The organism is Streptomyces griseoloalbus (assembly GCA_014650015.1).
Classification (GTDB): domain Bacteria; phylum Actinomycetota; class Actinomycetes; order Streptomycetales; family Streptomycetaceae; genus Streptomyces; species Streptomyces griseoloalbus.
On the sequence record BMUD01000025.1, the window covers coordinates 24252 to 44040 of the forward strand.

The window sequence follows — 19789 nt, forward strand, 5'->3', positions numbered from 1 at the left end:
CCGGGCCTCGGCCGCGAACGGTCGAATCACCCCACAGTCCCGCCAATCGGTCCTCCGCGGCCCCCCGTTCCTCCGTCCGTTACACAACCGACGGACAGCCGAGGGCTGGCCGCAGGCTGCTTCGGACAGTGCCGTGACAACGCCTCCGTACCTTCGATCGCGTACCCACCGAGGGCACGACGACCACGGACCACAGGCAGGGCGATCCGGCCCGCGAGGGCGCGCCGGAACGGGGAGCGGGAGGCGGTTCACCATGGCGCAGGACATGGCGCAGGGCGAGGTGCTCGAGTTCGAGGAGTACGTCCGCACCCGGCAGGACGCGCTGCTGCGCAGCGCCCGCCGTCTGGTCCCGGACCCCGTGGACGCGCAGGACCTGCTGCAGACCGCGCTCGTCCGGACGTACGGCCGCTGGGAGACCATCGAGGACAAGCGGCTGGCCGACGCCTATCTGCGCCGGGTCATGATCAATACGCGGACGGAGTGGTGGCGGGCCCGCAAGCTGGAGGAGGTGCCCACCGAGCAGCTCCCGGACGCCTGCGTGGACGACTCCACCGAGCAGCACGCGGACCGCGCCCTGCTGATGGACGTGCTGAAGGTGCTCGCCCCGAAGCAGCGCAGTGTCGTGGTGCTGCGACACTGGGAGCAGATGTCCACGGAGGAGACGGCCGCCGCCCTCGGTATGTCGGCCGGAACGGTCAAGAGCACGCTGCACCGGGCGCTCGCCCGGCTCCGCGAGGAGCTTCAGGCGCGCGATCTGGACGCACGCGCGCTGGAGCGTGAGGAGCGGGAGCGTTGCGCGGCCTGACCGGCGCGGGGCCCGCACGGGCCCGCACCACCGCCCGGGCGGTGATGACGGCGGCGGCCGTGCTCGCCGCCGTCGTGCTGTTCGTCGCCGGCTGCGGCACGGGCGGCACCGGGACGCGGGACGAGGGGCCGGCGCACGCGGACTCGGTGGCGAGCCCCGCCGCGCCGTCGGTTTCGCCCTCGCGGCCGCCCGACCGGGTGGACGCGGTCCGGCTGGTCAAGGCGGACCCGGAGGTCTCGGCGGAGGTCAAGCGGGAGCTCAAGCCGTGCGTCGCCGACGAGTACCCGGTCGACGTGAGTTACGGCAGCCTCACCCAGGGGTCCGTCGACGACGTCGTCGTCAACGTGCTGACCTGCGGGGACGCGGTGGGTATCGGCTCGTATGTGTACCGCGACCAGGGCGGTGCCTACGTGAACGTGTTCACGGCCGAGGAGCCCCCGGTGTACGCGGAGATCGACCGCGGGGACCTCGTGGTGACCAAGCAGGTGTACGACCGGGGCGACCCGGTGTCGAGTCCGTCCGGCGAGAACGTGATCACGTACCGCTGGGCCGCCGGCCGGTTCGCCGAGAAGTACCGCACGCACAACGACTACGGGCAGGTGGCCGGCGCGGAGCCGGCGCCGATGCCCGACAGCTGAGACATGGCTCACAGCCTGAACCGGCGGGAGCACCTCGGCCGATGAACGGGTGTGAACCCACCGCACGGTCCACGCGTCCGTCTGATGGACCGAGAGAACACGAGGACGGAGAGAGCACCGGGATGGCAGACCAGACCCACGTCCTGTTCGTCGAGGACGACGACGTCATCCGCGAGGCCACCCAGCTCGCCCTGGAGCGGGACGGCTTCGTGGTCACCGCGATGCCCGACGGGCTGTCGGGCCTGGAGGCGTTCCGCTCCGACCGGCCGGACATCGCGCTCCTCGACGTCATGGTGCCCGGCCTCGACGGGGTCAGCCTGTGCCGGCGCATCCGGGACGAGTCGATGGTGCCGGTGATCATGCTGTCGGCGCGTGCCGACTCCATCGACGTGGTGCTGGGGCTGGAGGCGGGCGCCGACGACTACGTGACCAAGCCGTTCGACGGTGCGGTCCTGGTGGCCCGTATCCGCGCGGTGCTGCGCCGCTTCGGGCGGGCGGCCGGCGGCCGCGGGGAGCAGGCCGCCCCGGACAACGGGGGCGTGCTGGCCTTCGGCGAACTGGAGATCGACACCGAGGGCATGGAGGTGCGCAGGGCCGGGCAGCCGGTGGCGCTGACGCCGACCGAGATGCGGCTGCTGCTGGAGTTCTCCGCGGCGCCGGGCACCGTGCTCTCCCGCGACCAGTTGCTCGAACGGGTGTGGGACTACGGCTGGGGCGGTGACACCCGGGTCGTCGACGTCCATGTGCAGCGGCTGCGGACGAAGATCGGCCAGGACCGTATAGAGACGGTCCGCGGCTTCGGCTACAAGTTGAAGGCCTGAGCAAGCGGATGCGGGGGTACTTCCGGCGCCTGGTGGCGGCGTGCGTCGACCGGGTGGGCATCGGTACGGGTCTGAGGTGGAAGCTCAGTGCGGCCATCGCGCTGGTCGGGGCGCTGGTGGCGCTCGCGCTGAGCCTGGTGGTGCACAACGCGGCCCGGGTGTCGATGCTGGACAACGCGCGTGACCTCGCCGACGAGCGCATCATGATCGCCCAGCGCAACTACGAGCTGTCCGGGCGGCTGAACTTCCCCAACACCAAGATCGACGATGCGGAGCTGCCGAAGGAGCTGCGGGAGAAGGTCGAGGCGGGCCGGCGGGCGACCTATGTGGCCGACCGGGGCGGGGCGCCGGACGTCTGGGCGGCCGTACCGCTGAAGAACGGGCAGGTGATGTCCCTGCACTCCGGTTTCACCGACCGCAGCTCGGACATCCTCAAGGACCTCGACCAGGCGCTGGTGATCGGCTCCATCGCGGTCGTCCTGGGCGGCAGCGCGCTCGGCGTGCTCATCGGCGGGCATCTGTCGCGCCGGCTGCGCAAGGCGGCCAGCGCCGCCAACCGGGTCGCCAAGGGCGAGACCGACGTCCGGGTGCGCGAGGCCATCGGCGGGGTGGTGCGGGACGAGACCGACGACCTGGCCAGCGCGGTGGACGCCATGGCGGACGCGCTGCGGCAGCGGCTGGAGGCCGAACGCCGGGTCACCGCCGACATCGCGCACGAACTGCGCACCCCGGTGACCGGTCTGCTGACCGCCGCCGAGCTGCTGCCGCCGGGCCGGCCGACGGAGCTGGTACTGGACCGGGCCAAGGCGATGCGCACCCTCGTCGAGGACGTCCTGGAGGTGGCCCGGCTGGACAGCGCCTCCGAGCGGGCCGAGCTGCAGGACATCCTGCTCGGCGAGTTCGTCGCCCGCCGGGTGGCCGCGAAGGACCCGGACGTCACCGTGCGGGTGGTGCACGAGTCGGAGGTCACCACCGACCCGCGGCGTCTGGAGCGCGTGCTGTTCAACCTGCTCGCCAACGCCGCACGGCACGGCAGGCCACCCATCGAGGTCACCGTCGAGGGCCGGGTCATCCGGGTCCGCGACCACGGGCCCGGCTTCCCCGAGGACCTGCTCGCCGACGGACCGAGCCGGTTCCGCACCGGCAGCGCGGACCGGGCCGGCCGGGGTCACGGGCTGGGCCTGACCATCGCGGCGGGGCAGGCCCGGGTCCTGGGCGCTCGGCTGACCTTCCGCAACGTACGGCGGGCGGGCGCACCGGACCACGAACCGGCCGAGGGCGCCGTCGCCGTACTGTGGCTGCCGGAGCACGCGCCGACGAACACCGGCAGTTATCCGATACTGCCGCAGTAGCCGGGGGGCCGGCGGTGCTCGGCCGGGGGCCGGGGCGCTACGGCCGGGGCGCCGACGGTGCTCAGCCAGGGGCCGGGGCACTACGGCCGGGGCGCCGACGGTGCTCGGCCGGGCTGCCGGGGCACTACGGCCGGGGCGCCGACGGTGCTCGGCCGGGCTGCCGGGGCACTACGGCCGGGGCGCCGACGGTGCTCGGCCGGGCTGCCGGGACGCTACGGGCGGGGCGCGCCGACGGTGCTCGGCCGGGCTGCCGGGACGCTACGGGCGGGGCGCGCCGACGGTGCTCGGCCGGGCTGCCGGGGGCGCTACGGGCGCTTGGGGTCCCTCAGCCGGACCAGTCCTTGTCCATGTCGAGGCCGCCCTCAGTCCGTCGCGTCCTTGGCCGGCCTCAGCTGACGCGCCTTGTCCATGCGACCGATGGTGGCACGGGGGCTGACACCGGGTCCCGCCCGGCGTATGCGGAAGGCCCCCGGAAGACGCGTACGTCTTCGGGGGCCTTCGTGACGCCGGCCGGCGTCAGACCGGCTCGGTCACCGCCGCTGTCGGCGCGCCGTCGTCGGTGTCCTTCTTCTCGGGGCCCGCGCCCTTCAGCGGGACCTCCTTCACGAACACGGCCGCCGCCAGCGAGAGCACCGCGATCACCGCGCCCAGGAGGAACGCCGAGTGCGTCCCGGAGGACACCGCGTACTGGTAGGCCTCGCGTGCCGCCTCCGGCAGCTTCGCCAGGCTCGCCGCGTCCAGCTGGGCGGACCGCTCGGTCACCTCGGAGCCCAGGGCGCCGGCCCGCTCGGCCATGATGTCCTGGACCCGGTTGTTGAACAGCGCGCCCATGATCGCGACGCCGAAGGACGAGCCGAGGGTGCGGAAGAGGGTGGTGGACGAGGACGCCACGCCCATGTCCTTCATCTCCACGCTGTTCTGCGCGACCAGCATGGTGATCTGCATCAGGCATCCCATGCCGAGACCGACCACGGCCATGAAGACACCGGAGGTGAACCGGGAGGTCCCGGTGTCCATCGTGGACAGCAGATACAGACCGACGATCATCAGCACGCTGCCGAGGACCGGGAAGATCTTGTACCGGCCGGTGTTGGTCGTCACCCGGCCCGCGACCATCGAGGTGACCAGCATCGCGCCGAGCATCGGCAGGAGCAGCAGACCGGAGTTGGTGGCGGAGGCGCCCTGCACGGACTGCTGGTACAGCGGCAGGAAGAGCGTGGCGCCGAACATCACGAAGCCGGTGACGAAGCCGATGACGGACATCAGCGTGAAGTTGCGGCTGCGGAAGATGTGCAGCGGCAGCACCGGCTCGGCCGCCCTGGTCTGCCAGAACACGAAGCCGACGAGGGACGCGACACCGAGGCCGATCAGCTCCATGATCCGCGCGGAGGTCCAGGCGTACTCCGTGCCGCCCCAGGTGGTGACCAGCACGATGGCGGTGATCCCGACGGTCAGCAGCGCGACCCCGAGGTAGTCGATGCCCGCCTTGGAGCGCTTCTTCGGCAGGTGCAGTACGGCACCCACGGCGGCCAGCGCGATCGCGCCGAGCGGCAGGTTGATGTAGAAGGCCCAGCGCCAGCCCCAGTTGTCGGTGATGGTGCCGCCGACCAGGGGTCCGCCGATCATCGCCAGCGCCATCACGGCGGCCATCATGCCCTGGTACTTGCCGCGCTCCCGGGGCGGGATGAGGTCGCCGATGATCGCCATGACACCGACCATCAGACCGCCGGCGCCCAGGCCCTGCACCGCGCGGAAGCCGATCAGCTCGCCCATGTTCTGGGCCATGCCGCTGAGCGCGGAGCCGATCAGGAAGATCACGATGGACGTGAGGAAGGAGCCCTTGCGCCCGTACATGTCACCGAGCTTGCCCCAGACCGGGGTCGAGGCCGCGGTCGCCAGGGTGTAGGCGGTGACGACCCAGGACAGGTGCTCCAGTCCGCCCAGCTCGCCCACGATCGTCGGCATCGCCGTACCGATGATCATGTTGTCGAGCATCGCGAGCATCATCGCGATCATGAGTGCGAGCAGGACCACCCGCACACTCCTCGGCTGTTTGCCGCCGTCCGTCTCCGCGGCCCCCGCCGCCAGTGTCTCCGCCATGCCTGTCACTCCCCCGGCCACCGCGTGTGGCCACCGCTACTTACTTGCCGCCCGGCTAGTTCACTACAGTGGGAAGCTAGTCGCGCAACTAGCCGGGCGTCAAGTAAGTTTTTGTCAAGGGCGGGTCGAGTAGGAGGATGGGCGGCACCATGGACGGCACCAAACAGCGGCGCCGCGGGAACACCCGCCAGCGCATCCAGGACGTGGCGCTCGAACTCTTCGCCGAGCAGGGCTACGAGAAGACCTCGCTGCGCGAGATCGCCGAGCACCTGGACGTCACCAAGGCGGCGCTGTACTACCACTTCAAGACGAAGGAGGAGATCCTCGTCGGCATCTTCGAGGATCTCTCCCGGCCGATGGAGGAGCTGATCGCCTGGGGGCGGCAGCAGCCGCACACCCTGGAGACCAAGCAGGAGATCATCCGCCGTTACAGCGAGGCGCTCATGGGCGCGGCCCCGCTCTTCCGCTTCATGCAGGAGAACCAGGCCACGATCCGCGAGCTGCGCATCGGCGAGATGTTCAAGACCCGCATGCTCGGGCTGCGGGACATCCTCATGGACCCGGACGCCGAGCTGGTCGACCAGGTGCGCTGCGTCAGCGCCCTGTTCACCATGCACGCCGGGATGCACGTCCTGCAGGACGTCGAAAGCGACCCCGAGGAGAAGCGCAAGGCCGTCCTCGAGGTCGCCATCGATCTGATCACCCAGGCCCACCGGGGAGCCGGGGGCGCCTAGCTAGGGCATGTCTGACGCTTCCCGCCTGCCTCCCTGCGGGCGACGACGCGAATTGTCAGACAGGCCCTGGAGGCGCCCTTGTCCGTCCGGGTCAGACCTGCACACCCTGGGCGCGCAGGAACTTGACCGGGTCCACGGCCGAGCCGTAGTTCGGGGTCGTACGGATCTCGAAGTGCAGGTGCGGACCGCTGGAGTTGCCGGTGTTGCCGGACAGGGCGATCTTCTGGCCGGTCTTGACGATCTGGCCGACCTGCACGTTGACCGACGACAGGTGGGCGTACTGGGAGTACGTCTTGTTGCCGTGCTTGATCACGACGGCGTTGCCGTACGCGGGACCGTCGCCGGCGCCGTTGCCGCCGGCCTTGACGACGGTGCCGCCGTGGGTGGCCATGACCGGGGTGCCGATCGGAACGGCGAAGTCCTGACCGCTGTGCTTGCTCGCCCACATGCCGCCGTTCTGGGCGAAGCTCGCGGAGAGCTTGTAGCTCCTCACCGGGTCGACCCAGGACGCCTTCTTCTTGGCGGCCGCCTGAGCGGCCTTCTTCACCTGGGCGGCCTTCACGACCTGAGCGGCCTTCTTCGCCTCGGCAGCCTTCTCGGCCTGGGCGGCCTGAGCCTTCGCGGCCTCGGCCTGGGCGGCGGCCTGCGCCTCGACGGCACTGGCGACGCCGGATGCGGCCGTGGTGTCGGCGGCGGCCGCGACCCCGGCCCCCATCACGACCGAGGCCCCCAGGCCGGCGGCCAGCACGGCCGCACGGGTGCGGATCAGGGACGTACGGGAGGAACGGGACGTGACGCGCTGGGACATCGAAACCTCGTAAGGGAGGGGACAGAGGAAAGCCACCGGCGAAACAGGTCCTCGCCGCTGTGGCCATTCCTTGGTAACCCCTCCACCCAGAAAGGCACAAAGGGCCTATCTACGACAGAAGTTCGTACTTCTGGAGTGAGATGCACGTCTCTTGACAGAGCGCTCGAACGGGACGAAAGCCCCATTTGAGGCCGATCGATCAGAGCTTTGCGCTAAATGTCCGTTTTGGTTTCAACGAGCCCGCCACTATTCCGGCTAGTACCGGACAAATCGCCTGTTCGCCATGTCACCGGGGCGTCAATTCTGACATTCCATAAATGTGGCGCAGGCCTCTATGCGCCTACCGCCCGGTAACCCTACGGTTCACCTCGCGTCACCCTCGCAGACGAACATGCACACGACACGTTGGCAGCGTTACGGACGTGAGAGGACCCCCCACGACATGACGAACAGACGCCCCTGGCTCCGCCGCGCATCGGTCACCGCCGTCTCCGCGGCCGCCCTGGTGGCCCTGGCCGCCCCGGCCGAGGCAGCGGCCCCCTCCGCCGCACCCACCTTCCGGGCAGCGACGACCGCCGCGGCGGCGGACGTCGACTACGACACCTGGCAGCGGGACTGCCAGGCGGTCATGGACCAGGCCCTGCCGTACCTGAAGCAGCGGATCGCGGACACCCGGCCGGGCGAGAAGCCCGCGATCGTCCTCGACATCGACAACACCGCGCTGGAGACCGACTTCGGCTTCAGCTACCCGCAGCCCGCGAACAAGCCGGTCCTGGAGGCCGCCGCATACGCCCAGGAGCGCGGTGTCGCCGTCTTCTTCGTGACCGCCCGCCCGGGCATCATCCACGCGCCCACCGCGTACAACCTCGACCAGGCGGGGTACGAGTCCGCCGGCCTGTACGTGCGCGGCTTCTTCGACCTCTTCCGGAACGTGGCCGAGTACAAGACCGCGCAGCGCGTCGACATCGAGTCCAAGGGCTACACGATCATCGCCAACATCGGTAACAGCGCGACCGACCTGTTGGGCGGCCACGCCGAGAAGACGTACAAGCTGCCGGACTACGACGGCCGGCTGTCCTGAACCGGCCGGACCGGACCGGCGAAAACCGGACCGACGGAAAAAGGGTCTGCCCCGGGACGTGTGTCCCGGGGCAGACCCTTTTTCCGTTCGAACCGGACGCGGCGGCTACGCGTCCTTGCTCAGGTTCGGGCCGGGGCCACCGGCCGCCTGCTCGATCGGCGGGACGTCGGGCAGGGCCGACTTCTCCTCACCGCGGAAGGTGAAGGTCTGGGACTCGCCCTCGCCCTCGGTGTCCACGACCACGATGTGACCCGGACGCAGCTCGCCGAAGAGGATCTTCTCCGACAGCGAGTCCTCGATCTCCCGCTGGATGGTCCGGCGCAGCGGCCGGGCGCCCAGGACGGGGTCGTAGCCCCTCTTGGACAGCAGCTCCTTGGCGGACGAGGAGAGCTCGATGCCCATGTCCCGGTCCTTGAGGCGCTCGTCCACCTTGTCGATCATCAGGTCGACGATCTTCAGGATGTCGGCCTGCGTGAGCTGCGGGAAGACCACCACGTCGTCGACGCGGTTGAGGAACTCGGGCCGGAAGTGCTGCTTGAGCTCGTCCGAGACCTTGTTCTTCATGCGCTCGTAGTTGGTCTTCGTGTCGCCCTGGGCGGCGAAGCCCAGGTTGAAGCCCTTGGAGATGTCCCGGGTGCCGAGGTTGGTCGTCATGATGATGACCGTGTTCTTGAAGTCCACGACCCGGCCCTGGGAGTCGGTCAGGCGACCGTCCTCCAGGATCTGCAGCAGCGAGTTGAAGATGTCCGGGTGGGCCTTCTCGACCTCGTCGAAGAGGACGACCGAGAACGGCTTGCGGCGCACCTTCTCCGTCAGCTGACCGCCCTCCTCGTAGCCCACGTAACCGGGGGGCGAACCGAAGAGACGCGACACCGTGTGCTTCTCGCTGAACTCCGACATGTCGAGGGAGATCAGCGCGTCCTCGTCACCGAAGAGGAACTCGGCCAGGGCCCTGGACAGCTCGGTCTTACCGACACCGGACGGACCGGCGAAGATGAACGAACCACCCGGACGCTTCGGGTCCTTCAGACCCGCACGAGTACGGCGGATCGCCTTGGACAGCGCCTTGACGGCGTCGTTCTGGCCGATGACCCGCTTGTGCAGCTCGTCCTCCATGCGGAGCAGACGGCTGGACTCCTCTTCCGTGAGCTTGAAGACCGGGATGCCGGTGGCCGTGGCGAGGACCTCGGCGATCAGCTCGCCGTCGACCTCGGCGACGACGTCCATGTCGCCGGCCTTCCACTCCTTCTCCCGCTTGGCCTTGGCGGCCAGGAGCTGCTTCTCCTTGTCGCGCAGGGAGGCGGCCTTCTCGAAGTCCTGCGAGTCGATCGCGGACTCCTTGTCCCGGCGGACACCGGCGATCTTCTCGTCGAACTCGCGCAGGTCCGGCGGAGCGGTCATCCGGCGGATCCGCATCCGGGAACCGGCCTCGTCGATCAGGTCGATCGCCTTGTCCGGCAGGAAGCGGTCCGAGATGTAGCGGTCGGCCAGGGTGGCGGCCTGGACCAGCGCCTCGTCCGTGATGGAGACGCGGTGGTGCGCCTCGTAACGGTCGCGCAGGCCCTTGAGGATCTCGATGGTGTGCGGGAGCGAGGGCTCGGCGACCTGGATGGGCTGGAAGCGGCGCTCCAGGGCCGCGTCCTTCTCCAGGTGCTTGCGGTACTCGTCCAGCGTGGTGGCACCGATGGTCTGCAGCTCACCACGGGCCAGCATCGGCTTCAGGATGGAGGCCGCGTCGATGGCGCCCTCGGCGGCACCCGCACCGACCAGCGTGTGCAGCTCGTCGATGAACAGGATGATGTCGCCGCGGGTGCGGATCTCCTTGAGCACCTTCTTCAGGCGCTCCTCGAAGTCACCGCGGTAGCGGGAGCCGGCGACCAGGGCACCGAGGTCCAGGGTGTAGAGGTGCTTGTCCTTGAGGGTCTCGGGCACCTCGCCCTTGACGATGGCCTGGGCGAGGCCCTCGACGACGGCGGTCTTGCCGACGCCGGGCTCACCGATCAGCACCGGGTTGTTCTTGGTACGGCGGGACAGCACCTGCATGACCCGCTCGATCTCCTTCTCGCGCCCGATCACCGGGTCGAGCTTGGACTCACGAGCGGCCTGGGTGAGATTCCGGCCGAACTGGTCGAGGACCAGGGACGTGGAGGGGGTGCCCTCGGCAGGACCGCCGGCCGTGGCGGTCTCCTTGCCCTGGTAACCGGAGAGCAGCTGGATCACCTGCTGCCGCACCCGGTTGAGATCTGCGCCCAGCTTGACCAGGACCTGGGCGGCGACGCCCTCGCCCTCACGGATCAGGCCGAGCAGGATGTGCTCCGTGCCGATGTAGTTGTGGCCCAGCTGAAGCGCCTCGCGGAGCGACAGCTCCAGGACCTTCTTGGCACGGGGGGTGAAGGGGATGTGACCCGACGGGGCCTGCTGGCCCTGCCCGATGATCTCCTCCACCTGCTGGCGGACCGCCTCGAGCGAAATCCCGAGGCTCTCAAGGGCCTTGGCGGCGACACCCTCACCCTCGTGGATCAGGCCCAGGAGGATGTGCTCGGTGCCGATGTAGTTGTGGTTGAGCATCCGGGCTTCTTCCTGAGCCAGGACGACAACCCGCCGCGCGCGGTCGGTGAACCTCTCGAACATCGTTAATCGCTCCTCAGAGCGGTCAGGCAGTGGGGGGAACTTCCCCTCCCTGTCCTTCCGCAGCTTAGTCCCGCGAGCGGGGACCGCTCATTCCAACTGCCGACACCGTCGATGGCCTCCTGACCCCGCTCACGCCGACATCTGCTCCAACCCGATGGTGCGAGACGATGTTCCCGCAGGCCAGGCCCTTACCCCCTTCGCCAGTACGCCCGTGGCGAACGGAAGACGTCCCGTCCTGCGTGTCGCCCCCTCTCACTAGGGATGTCTTACCCGCTGCTACGGACAGTCCATGCCGAGTGCACGGGTTCCCTCCGCTACGGGCGAACAACCTTGCACCTCCGTGCACTCCCGCGCGCCCCCTTGTTCGACACTCTGCGTACCCATCGAGGCACCCAGCGTAACCAGCGGGGCCTTCCGGCGGTTGCGCGGGGCATGGTTGGCACCGTCCCCGCCCGGGTCCCGCCGGTCCCGCTGTCCCGTCGCCCGCTCACGCTGGGCGACGACGAGGTCCGGCACTGGTACGAGAACGCTCTGGGGTGGCCCACGGTGCCCGGGGATCCACTGCGCCTGGCGGTGGGGGTGCGCTTCGACGTGCTGGACGTGCCCGCGGAGGCGGGACGCGCGGCACTGGAGCGTCTGGGGCCGCGCCCGGGGCCGGGACTCCCGGGGTGGGGGTTCCCGGTGGCGGTGCGGGGCGGCCGGATGCGCCTGCTGGTGGCCGCGGGCAGCGCGGAGGAACTGCCGGGGCTGCTGGACTGGCTGGAGTGGGGCGCGCTGGAACTGGACCTGGCGGCCATCGGCGCCGGGGGCTCCATGGAAGCTCCCCGGTGGGTCGCTTCCGGGGTGGGTGAGCCCGGGGCCTGCCCCCCGAGCTCCGAGGCGGGTGATCCGCGTTCCGTCGGCTCCGGCACGCGGTCGCTCCCTCTGGGCCGTGACGGTTCACAGGGGGCCGCCGTCTGGCTGCGGCCCCCCGAGCCGGGACGCGAGGTCGAGGCCTCGCTGCCGACCCTGTCGGCGATGGGAACGAGGTGTGCGCGGGGAGACGGTGGAGGGCCCCCGGATCTCGTGCGGCTGGTGAGCACGGTGGCCACGCAGGTCCACCGCGTTCGGTTGCGGCGCGGGTGCGCCGCCACACGAGCCGGCGGTCAGCCGTTGGCCTTCTCGTAGGCCTCGCGGATGGACGCGGGAACACGGCCGCGGTCGTTGACCTCGTAACCGTTCTCCTTCGCCCAGGCGCGGATGGCCGCGGTGTCCTGGCTGCCACCGGCGGAAGCACGCGCCTTTCCGCGCCCGCCCGAAGCACGGCCTCCGGTACGACGACCGCCCTTCACGTAAGGCTCGAGAAGGCCGCGGAGCTTGTCCGCATTGGCGGTGGTGAGATCGATCTCGTACGTCTTGCCGTCCAACGCGAACGTCACGGTCTCGTCCGCCTCGCCGCCGTCGAGGTCGTCGACAAGAAGGACCTGAACCTTCTGTGCCACCGGATTTCCTTTCATCGATAACTTGAGGGCCGGGGTGTGCCGGCGTCTGCCGTATCGCCGTCCCTTGTTATATGCAGTACTGCACTACGTCGGAAAGCAAACCGCTTTTGCCGTAAAAACACAAACCCCTGGCGGAGACCCGCTGCTCGGACCCAGCAGGGAAACATACGCGTTTCGGACATAGGGCACCGGGGGCAAGCGGCAAGGCAAGGGTCAAGGGGTGCGGGCCGGAATCGCCCGACGATCACAGATGCAGAAGCATCCGGCTGTTGCCCAAGGTGTTCGGTTTCACTCGTTCGAGACCGAGGAACTCCGCGACGCCCTCGTCATAGGAACGCAGCAGCTCCGCGTACACATCGGTGTCGACGGGGGTCTCACCGATCTCCACGAAGCCGTGCTTGCCGAAGAAGTCCACTTCGAAGGTCAGACAGAAAACGCGGCGAACACCGAGCCAGCGGGCGGTCTCCAGCAACTTCTCCAGCAACCGGTGTCCGACGCCGGCACCCTTCAGGCCGGGCTTCACGGCGAGAGTGCGGACTTCCGCCAGGTCTTCCCACATCACGTGCAGGGCACCGCAGCCGACCACCTCTGCGTTGTCGTCCCGTTCCGCGATCCAGAACTCCTGGATGTCCTCGTAAAGCGTCACCGTCGCTTTGTCGAGCAGGATGCCCCCACGCACGTAGGCGTCAAGGAGGCGGCGTACGGCCGGGACATCGCTGGTGCGGGCCCGTCGGACCGTGATGGCTTTTGCGGTGACTTCGGGGCTGTCTGCTGACATGAGCGGACGCTATCGTCCGCTCCGGTCCTCTGCGGAGCCGGGGTTCTCGTCGGGGGTTTCCGGGAGCTGGACGATGCGGACGGCGTCGGTGAGGGACCGGCGCTGTTCCTCGCTCATCATGCCGAAGAAGGCGACGAGCGCGGCGGCGGCGTTGTCGCTTCGCGACCACGCTTCGTTCATCAGGGCGGCGGCGTAGGCGGCGCGAGTGGAGACCGCCTCATATCGATAGGCCCGGCCTTCCGCCTCTCGGCGCACCCAGCCCTTCTGATGAAGATTGTCCAAAACGGTCATCACCGTGGTGTACGCGATGGACCGTTCCTTCTGAAGATCTTCCAGGACTTCCCGAACGGTCACCGGGCGGTTCCACTTCCACACCCGCGTCATGACCGCGTCTTCGAGTTCTCCCAAGGGGCGAGGCACAACTCAGAATAATAGTAGGAAACCCCGCCAATGGCGTGCCGGACGAGCATCAAGACTGACAAACAGGCAAAAAAGGGCGCACGACGTCGCGTCGTACGCCCTGGTGCGGCCTGTCGAAGGGGTCAGGCGTCGGCCTTGGTGGGCGGCTGGGCACCCTCCACCCGCGCGAGGGCCGCGTCGACGGCGGCGTCCTCCTTGGTCTTGTTGGCGCCGCCCTGGGTCTTCACGATCACCCGGATCACGCCGATGAAGAGGACGGCCATGACGGCCGGGGGGAGGAGCGCGGAGACGTAGTCCATGGATCCAGGGTAGCCAGGGGGAGCCGTCAGCCCGCGGCCAGGTGTTGGTTCGGTGGGCGCGGGGTGGGCTTGCGGCGGGGGAAGACCTCGCCCGGTGTGGGGATGGGGCGGGTGGGCTTGGGGGTGCCGGGGGCGGGAGCGGGGGCCGGGGTGGGGTTCGGGGTGGGGTTCGGGGCGGGATTCGGGGCGGGGTGGGGCTGGGGGGTGGCGGGTGGCCTCTGGGCGGGCTTCTTCTCCTCCTGCTCCCCGCGAGCGGCTCCGCGCCCTCCGGGGAGGGCCTGGAGGTGGCTGCGCCGGCAGTCGTGCAGGAGGGCGGCGGCGATGGGGTTGCCGCGCAGGGCCCGGAGGGCGGCCAGATCGTCGGGGTGGGGGCGGTATCCGGCGCCCAGCGCCTCCTCCAGGAGCGTGAGATAGCCGGCGGCGGTGCCGGGGAGGGCTGCGCGGTAGCGGCCGAGGTCGGCCACGAGGAAGGCGCGCAGCCGGGCACTTTCCCGCGTGGCCTCGTCGAGGGAGTCGGCGAGGCGGACGCAGTCCTGGATGTCGTCGGCCGAAGCGGGGGTGGGGTGCAGGGCGAGGGCGAGAGCGCGGCGGAGCACGCTCAGCTCCTCGGCGCCGAACGCCATGCCGCCGCGGGATCCGTAGGGCGTGGGCATACTGCGACGATACGCGCTAATCAGACAAACATCGCGTATGGGCGGCGGGTGTGGCGTGGGGTGCCACTCGGGTGGGGGGAACGCTTGCGGCGCGGCGTCGTTCGGCGGCTTGGTGGGGGTGCGGGTGCGGCGCGGCGTCGTTCGGCGGCTTGGTGGGGGTGCGGGTGCGGCGCGGCGTCGTTCGGCGGCTTGGTGGGGGTGCGGGTTGTCTGCCTGCGGCGCAGCGTTCCGTTCGGTGGGGGCGTGTGTAGCGCCTGTGGGTGGTGGGTGGGTCGGGGCCGGGTCGGGGGTGTCCGTCCTCGGACCGGCGCGGAATCGGTCACTTGAGAAGCGGGGGTGCGGACGCGCCGGCCACTGCGGGCGAACACCCCCGCCCCGTCCCCTTCGCGCCGTACGCGGCCATCGCCGCCCATCGCGGACAGCTACGGCCGCCCACCGCGGGCTGTCACTGCCGCCAACCGCGGGCATGCGTGGCGCCAACCGCGGGCAGCCACTGCCGACAACCGCGGGCAGTCGTGCCGCTGGGGCGATGGGGGTCCCCCCGCCCGAGCGAAGCCGAGAGGGGGGGAGGTGGGCGCGGCGGCACCCCGCACACGCCGGGCTGCGCGAGCACCCCCGGCCCATCCCGACGCCGCCGGGCGGTCTACGTCCGCGACACGTTCCGCTCGTACACCAGGCGCAGTCCGATGAGCGTCAGCCACGGCTCGTGCTCGTCGATGACCGAGCTCTCCCCCAGCACCATGGGCGCCAGCCCACCCGTGGCGATGACCGTCACGTCGTCGGGATCGTCCGCGAGCTCGCGGGCCATGCGGTTGACGACGCCGTCGACCTGGCCGGCGAAACCGTAGATGATGCCGGACTGCATCGCCTCGACCGTGTTCTTGCCGATCACGCTGCGGGGACGCGCCACCTCGATCTTGCGCAGTTGTGCGCCGCGGACGCCGAGTGCCTCGACGGAGATCTCGATGCCGGGCGCGATGACGCCACCGACGTACTCCCCGCGCGCGCTGACCGCGTCGAACGTCGTCGCCGTGCCGAAGTCGACGACGATGGCCGGACCGCCGTAGAGGTCGACCGCGGCGACCGCGTTGATGATGCGGTCCGCGCCGACCTCCTTGGGGTTGTCGGTGAGGATCGGGACGCCCGTCTTGACGCCCGGTTCGACGAGGACCGCGGGGACGTCGCCGTAGTAGCGGCGGGTGACCTCGCGCAGTTCGTGCAGGACCGAGGGGACGGTCGCGCAGATCGCGATGCCGTCGATGCCGTCGCCCAGCTCGTCGCCGAGGAGCGGGTGCATGCCCATGAGGCCCTGGAGGAGGACCGCGAGCTCGTCGGCCGTGCGGCGCGCGTCCGTGGAGATGCGCCAGTGTTCGACGATGTCCTCGCCGTCGAAGAGGCCCAGGACGGTGTGTGTGTTGCCTACGTCGATCGTCAGCAGCATGGCCGGTCCTACTCCGCCGCTCGCAGGTCGAGGCCGATGTCGAGGATCGGCGAGGAGTGGGTGAGGGCCCCGACGGCCAGGTAGTCGACGCCCGTGTCGGCGTACGCCTTGGCGTTGGTGAGCGTGAGGCGGCCGGAGGCCTCCAGGGCGGCGCGGCCGTCGACGAGGGCCACCGCCTCCTCGCACTCGCCCGGCGTGAAGTTGTCCAGCAGGATCAGGTCCGCGCCGGCGTCCAGGACCTCGCGGAGCTGGTGCAGCGTGTCGACCTCGACCTCGATCGGGACGTCGGGGAAGCGTTCGCGTACCGCCCGGAATGCTTGGGACACCCCGCCGGCGGCGACCACGTGGTTGTCCTTGACCAGGGCGGCGTCCGACAGGGACATGCGGTGGTTGACGCCGCCGCCGCAGCGCACGGCGAACTTCTCGAGGCTGCGCAGGCCGGGGGTGGTCTTGCGGGTGTCGCGGACCCTGGCCTTGGTGCCCTCCAGGACGTCCGCCCACGCGCGCGTGGCGGTCGCGATGCCCGACAGGCGGCACAGGAGGTTCAGGGCGCTGCGTTCCGCGGTGAGGATGTCGCGGGTACGGGTCGTGATGGACAGCAGTGTCTGGCCGGCTTCGACGCGGTCGCCGTCCTCCGCGTGGCGTTCGACCTCGAGCTCGTCCGTGCAGACGACCGACATGACCGCCTCGGCGATCCTGAGGCCCGCCACGGTGCCCGCCTCCCGCGCGGTGAAGTCGGCGGTCGCCACGGCGTCCTCCGGGATGGTCGCGACCGTCGTCACGTCCACGCCGTGGGCCAGGTCCTCCTGGAGGGCGACGTTGGCGATGTCCTCGACCTCCACGGGGTCGAGGCCCGCGTCGGCCAGGAGCTGCGCGAGTGCGGGGTCGAGGCCGCACTCCAGGTATGCCTCGTCGGTGTCCGCTCCGCAGGCGCAGCCGTCGCCGCAGCCACCGGAGGGGACGAGGGGAAGGTCGGGGGTGGTCACTGCTGTCACTGCTCCTGGGCCTGGGGGAGGGTCGGGGGGAAGTCTGTGGTGTCGGTGGTGTGCGCCGCCAGCGTGCGGTCCGGATTCAGCCGTACGACGATGTGGCGGCGCCACGCGGTGTCGTCGCGCTCGGGACGGTCCTCGCGCCAGTGGCAGCCGCGGGTCTCCTCGCGCCGCCGCGCGGCGGCGACCAGGACCCTGGCCACGCACATGAGGTTGGTGGCCTCCCAGGTGTCGACGCCGGGCTCGGCGGTCTTGCCGTTCTCGTCCAGGGCGTCGCGGGCGTCGGTGTGGAGCTGGTGGAGCCGGTCGGCCGCCTGGGCGAGGGAGGCCTCGGAGCGCAGCACCCCCGCGCCCCGGGTCATGATCCGCTGGATGGTGAAGCGGGCCTCCGGGGGGAGGAGGGGGTGCGCGGGGCGGTCGGACTGCGGGAGGGGCTGGGGCACGGGCGCGTGGCGGGTGTTTTCGCTCAGCGCGATGTCGGCGGCGATGCGCTCGGCGTAGACCAGGCCTTCGAGGAGGGAGTTGGAGGCCAGGCGGTTGGCGCCGTGCACGCCGGTGCAGGCGACCTCACCGCACGCGTACAGGCCGGGCACGGTGGTGCGGCCGTGGGAGTCGGTGCGGACGCCGCCGGAGGCGTAGTGGGCGGCCGGGGCGACCGGGACGGGCTCGGTGACCGGGTCGATGCCGTGGGCGCGGCAGGCGGCGAGGATCGTGGGGAAGCGGTGCTCCCACATCTCGGCGCCGAAGTGCCGGGCGTCGAGGTACATGTGCTCGGCGTCCCGCTCCCGCATGCGGCGCATGATGCCCTTGGCGACGATGTCCCGGGGGGCGAGCTCGGCGAGCTCGTGCTGCCCCGCCATGAAGCGCACGCCGTCGGCGTCCACCAGGTGGGCGCCCTCGCCGCGGACCGCTTCGGAGACCAGGGGCTGCTGGCCCTCCGCGTCCGGGCCCAGGAAGAGGACCGTGGGGTGGAACTGGACGAATTCGAGGTCGCTCACCTCGGCGCCCGCGCGCAGGGCGAGGGCCACACCGTCGCCCGTGGAGACGGAGGGGTTCGTGGTCGCCGAGTAGACCTGGCCCATGCCGCCGGTCGCCAGGACCACGGCGGGCGCGTGGACCGCTCCCACGCCGTCGTGCTGGCCCTCGCCCATGACGTGCAGGGTGACACCGGCGGTGCGGCCGTCGGCGTCGGTGAGGAGGTCCAGGACGAGGGCGTTCTCGATGGTGCGCAGTCCCCGCGCGCGGACCGCCTCGACCAGGGCGCGGGAGATCTCCGCGCCGGTGGCGTCGCCGCCCGCGTGGGCGATGCGGCGGCGGTGGTGGCCGCCCTCGCGGGTGAGTTCCAGGCCGCCGTCGGTCGACTCGTCGAAGTGCGCGCCGGTCTCGATGAGGCGGCGTACGGCGTCGGGGCCCTCGGTGACGAGGAGGCGGACCGCGTCCTCGTCGCACAGGCCCGCGCCGGCGACCAGGGTGTCGTCCAGGTGCTGCTCGGGGGTGTCGCCCTCGCCGAGGGCCGCGGCGATGCCGCCCTGGGCCCAGCGGGTGGAGCCGTCGTCGAGGCGGGCCTTGGTGACGACGACCGTCGTCAGGCCGGCGGCCTCGCAGCGCAGGGCGGCGGTGAGGCCGGCGACGCCGGAGCCGACGACCACGACGTCCGCGGCGATGGACCACCCGGGCGCGGGCGCGTGCAGTCGTATGCCTGTGCTGGTCACGCGGCGGCTCCGAAGGTTCCGAAGGTCAGCGGGATGTTGTCGATCAGGCGGGTGGTGCCCACCCGGGCGGCCACGGCGAGGACGGCCTCGCCGGTGAAGTCGTCGCCGATCTCGGTGAAGTCGTCCGGGTCGACCAGCGCCAGGTAGTCCAGGATGAGCGGCGGGTCGAGGCGGGCGGCCTCGTCGAGGACCAGGCGGGCGGCGGCCCGGATGGCGGCCGGGCCGCCGGCGGTCGTGGCGACGGCGTGCGCGTCGGCCGCCGCGCGGGACTCCCCTATGGCGCTGAGGGCCTCGGCACGCGCGCGCGTGGCGGGGATCTCCTGGGCACGCGCGCGCAGCGCCTGCTGGGCCGCGTGCCGGTCGCGGCCCGCGAACAGGGCCTGGGACAGGGCGAGGGCGGTGCGCCGCTCACCGGGCGAGAGGTAGCGGTTGCGGCTGGACAGGGCGAGCCCGTCCTCCTCGCGGACGGTGGGGACGCCGACGATCTCGACGCCGAAGTTCAGATCCCGCGCCATGCGGCGGATCAGGGCGAGCTGCTGGGCGTCCTTCTGGCCGTAGAAGGCGACGTCGGGGCGGGTGAGGTGCAGCAGCTTGGCGACGACCGTGAGCATGCCGTCGAAGTGGCCGGGCCGCGCGGCGCCCTCCAGGCGTTCGCCCATGGGCCCGGCGCTGATGCGGACCTGGGGTTCGCCGCCCGGGTAGACCTCGTCCACGGAGGGGGCGAAGACGGTGTCGGCGCCCGCCAGCCCGGCGAGTTCGAGGTCGGCGTCCAGGGTGCGCGGGTAGCGGTCCAGGTCCTCGCCCGCGCCGAACTGCAGCGGGTTGACGAAGACGGTGACCACGACCTCGCCGTCGGGGCCCGCGACCGCGCGCGCCGTACGGATCAGCGTGGCGTGGCCCTCGTGCAGGGCGCCCATGGTCATCACGACGGTGCGGCGGCCCGTGCGCGCGCGTGCGTGCAGTTCGGCGGCGGTGCGCAGCAGGGTGGCGGTCATCGGGCGGCTCCGTTCCGGGACGCACGCTTCGTACGGCGGGGGTGTGCGGGG

General features: G+C 70.9%; 19 protein-coding genes. 7 read left to right on the forward strand and 12 right to left on the reverse strand.

Annotated features, from left to right (window positions below):
- Positions 1-265 precede the first annotated feature (265 nt).
- The 4 genes from IE178_RS29045 to cseC all read left to right on the forward strand — a co-directional run bounded on the left by IE178_RS29045 (position 266) and on the right by cseC (position 3616).
- Positions 266-805 carry a SigE family RNA polymerase sigma factor gene (locus tag IE178_RS29045; RefSeq protein ID WP_184766629.1) on the forward strand — a complete coding sequence of 180 codons (540 nt, stop codon included), beginning with the start codon at positions 266-268 and terminating at the stop codon, positions 803-805.
- Complete coding sequence (locus IE178_RS29050; protein ID WP_184766616.1) at positions 793-1443, forward strand: hypothetical protein; 651 nt, start codon at positions 793-795, stop codon at positions 1441-1443. Before IE178_RS29045 ends, IE178_RS29050 begins: the two co-directional genes overlap by 13 nt.
- Before the next feature lie 122 nt (positions 1444-1565).
- Entirely contained in the window at positions 1566-2264 is a 699-nt protein-coding gene (gene cseB, locus IE178_RS29055) for a two-component system response regulator CseB (protein ID WP_184766617.1), read from the forward strand.
- 8 nt (positions 2265-2272) lie between these two features.
- Positions 2273-3616 carry a two-component system sensor histidine kinase CseC gene (gene cseC, locus IE178_RS29060; RefSeq protein ID WP_184766618.1) on the forward strand — a complete coding sequence of 448 codons (1344 nt, stop codon included), beginning with the start codon at positions 2273-2275 and terminating at the stop codon, positions 3614-3616.
- A gap of 516 nt (positions 3617-4132) precedes the next feature.
- On the opposite strand, the gene IE178_RS29065 is transcribed toward cseC, so the two are convergent.
- A complete protein-coding gene (locus IE178_RS29065; protein WP_193514366.1) occupies positions 4133-5716 on the reverse strand; it encodes an MDR family MFS transporter in 1584 nt (527 codons plus the stop codon).
- Between the two features lie 137 nt (positions 5717-5853).
- On the opposite strand from IE178_RS29065, the gene IE178_RS29070 reads away from it, so the two are divergent.
- Positions 5854-6450 (forward strand): TetR/AcrR family transcriptional regulator, encoded by a 597-nt coding sequence (locus tag IE178_RS29070; RefSeq protein ID WP_193514367.1) that lies wholly within the window; start codon positions 5854-5856, stop codon positions 6448-6450.
- A gap of 91 nt (positions 6451-6541) precedes the next feature.
- Here IE178_RS29070 and IE178_RS29075 read toward each other — a convergent pair whose 3' ends face one another.
- Entirely contained in the window at positions 6542-7258 is a 717-nt protein-coding gene (locus tag IE178_RS29075; RefSeq protein WP_184766621.1) for a M23 family metallopeptidase, read from the reverse strand.
- A 442-nt stretch (positions 7259-7700) separates the two neighbouring features.
- Here IE178_RS29075 and IE178_RS29080 point away from each other — a divergent pair, with 442 nt between their 5' ends.
- Positions 7701-8339, forward strand: a complete 639-nt coding sequence (locus tag IE178_RS29080; RefSeq protein ID WP_193514368.1) for an HAD family acid phosphatase — start codon at positions 7701-7703, stop codon at positions 8337-8339.
- Positions 8340-8444: 105 nt separating this feature from the next.
- Here IE178_RS29080 and IE178_RS29085 read toward each other — a convergent pair whose 3' ends face one another.
- Entirely contained in the window at positions 8445-10970 is a 2526-nt protein-coding gene (locus IE178_RS29085; protein WP_184766623.1) for an ATP-dependent Clp protease ATP-binding subunit, read from the reverse strand.
- Positions 10971-11402: 432 nt separating this feature from the next.
- On the opposite strand from IE178_RS29085, the gene IE178_RS29090 reads away from it, so the two are divergent.
- Positions 11403-12137 carry an SCO3374 family protein gene (locus IE178_RS29090; RefSeq protein WP_193514369.1) on the forward strand — a complete coding sequence of 245 codons (735 nt, stop codon included), beginning with the start codon at positions 11403-11405 and terminating at the stop codon, positions 12135-12137.
- Here the strand turns inward: IE178_RS29090 and IE178_RS29095 are convergent.
- The 9 genes from IE178_RS29095 to panC form a co-directional block, all read right to left on the reverse strand.
- Positions 12116-12451: a histone-like nucleoid-structuring protein Lsr2 gene (locus IE178_RS29095; protein WP_184766625.1), complete on the reverse strand. Its 336-nt coding sequence runs from the start codon at positions 12449-12451 to the stop codon at positions 12116-12118. The genes IE178_RS29090 and IE178_RS29095 overlap by 22 nt on opposite strands.
- A 244-nt stretch (positions 12452-12695) precedes the next feature.
- Positions 12696-13229, reverse strand: a complete 534-nt coding sequence (locus IE178_RS29100; protein ID WP_184766626.1) for an amino-acid N-acetyltransferase — start codon at positions 13227-13229, stop codon at positions 12696-12698.
- 9 nt (positions 13230-13238) lie between these two features.
- A complete protein-coding gene (locus IE178_RS29105) occupies positions 13239-13637 on the reverse strand; it encodes a BlaI/MecI/CopY family transcriptional regulator (protein ID WP_221492932.1) in 399 nt (132 codons plus the stop codon).
- A gap of 134 nt (positions 13638-13771) precedes the next feature.
- Complete coding sequence (locus IE178_RS29110) at positions 13772-13948, reverse strand: hypothetical protein (RefSeq protein ID WP_193514370.1); 177 nt, start codon at positions 13946-13948, stop codon at positions 13772-13774.
- 26 nt (positions 13949-13974) lie between these two features.
- Positions 13975-14601: a hypothetical protein gene (locus IE178_RS29115; RefSeq protein WP_318280310.1), complete on the reverse strand. Its 627-nt coding sequence runs from the start codon at positions 14599-14601 to the stop codon at positions 13975-13977.
- Positions 14602-15244: 643 nt separating this feature from the next.
- Complete coding sequence (locus IE178_RS29120) at positions 15245-16042, reverse strand: type III pantothenate kinase (RefSeq protein ID WP_184765126.1); 798 nt, start codon at positions 16040-16042, stop codon at positions 15245-15247.
- Between the two features lie 8 nt (positions 16043-16050).
- Entirely contained in the window at positions 16051-17028 is a 978-nt protein-coding gene (gene nadC / locus IE178_RS29125) for a carboxylating nicotinate-nucleotide diphosphorylase (RefSeq protein ID WP_193514406.1), read from the reverse strand.
- Positions 17029-17033: 5 nt separating this feature from the next.
- A complete protein-coding gene (locus tag IE178_RS29130; RefSeq protein WP_193514371.1) occupies positions 17034-18743 on the reverse strand; it encodes an L-aspartate oxidase in 1710 nt (569 codons plus the stop codon).
- Complete coding sequence (panC, locus tag IE178_RS29135; protein WP_193514372.1) at positions 18740-19738, reverse strand: pantoate--beta-alanine ligase; 999 nt, start codon at positions 19736-19738, stop codon at positions 18740-18742. The genes IE178_RS29130 and panC overlap by 4 nt, the downstream gene beginning before the upstream one ends.
- Positions 19739-19789 lie beyond the last annotated feature (51 nt).

Coding starts and splice junctions, on each gene's coding strand:
- IE178_RS29045 (WP_184766629.1), top strand. CDS start 266: ATGGCGCAGGGCGAGGTGCTCGAGTTCGAGGAGTACGTCCGCACCCGG.
- cseB (WP_184766617.1), top strand. CDS start 1,566: ATGGCAGACCAGACCCACGTCCTGTTCGTCGAGGACGACGACGTCATC.
- cseC (WP_184766618.1), top strand. CDS start 2,273: ATGCGGGGGTACTTCCGGCGCCTGGTGGCGGCGTGCGTCGACCGGGTG.
- IE178_RS29065 (WP_193514366.1), bottom strand. CDS start 5,716: ATGGCGGAGACACTGGCGGCGGGGGCCGCGGAGACGGACGGCGGCAAA.
- IE178_RS29070 (WP_193514367.1), top strand. CDS start 5,854: ATGGGCGGCACCATGGACGGCACCAAACAGCGGCGCCGCGGGAACACC.
- IE178_RS29075 (WP_184766621.1), bottom strand. CDS start 7,258: ATGTCCCAGCGCGTCACGTCCCGTTCCTCCCGTACGTCCCTGATCCGC.
- IE178_RS29080 (WP_193514368.1), top strand. CDS start 7,701: ATGACGAACAGACGCCCCTGGCTCCGCCGCGCATCGGTCACCGCCGTC.
- IE178_RS29085 (WP_184766623.1), bottom strand. CDS start 10,970: ATGTTCGAGAGGTTCACCGACCGCGCGCGGCGGGTTGTCGTCCTGGCT.
- IE178_RS29090 (WP_193514369.1), top strand. CDS start 11,403: ATGGTTGGCACCGTCCCCGCCCGGGTCCCGCCGGTCCCGCTGTCCCGT.
- IE178_RS29100 (WP_184766626.1), bottom strand. CDS start 13,229: ATGTCAGCAGACAGCCCCGAAGTCACCGCAAAAGCCATCACGGTCCGA.
- IE178_RS29110 (WP_193514370.1), bottom strand. CDS start 13,948: ATGGACTACGTCTCCGCGCTCCTCCCCCCGGCCGTCATGGCCGTCCTC.
- IE178_RS29115 (WP_318280310.1), bottom strand. CDS start 14,601: ATGCCCACGCCCTACGGATCCCGCGGCGGCATGGCGTTCGGCGCCGAG.
- IE178_RS29120 (WP_184765126.1), bottom strand. CDS start 16,042: ATGCTGCTGACGATCGACGTAGGCAACACACACACCGTCCTGGGCCTC.
- panC (WP_193514372.1), bottom strand. CDS start 19,738: ATGACCGCCACCCTGCTGCGCACCGCCGCCGAACTGCACGCACGCGCG.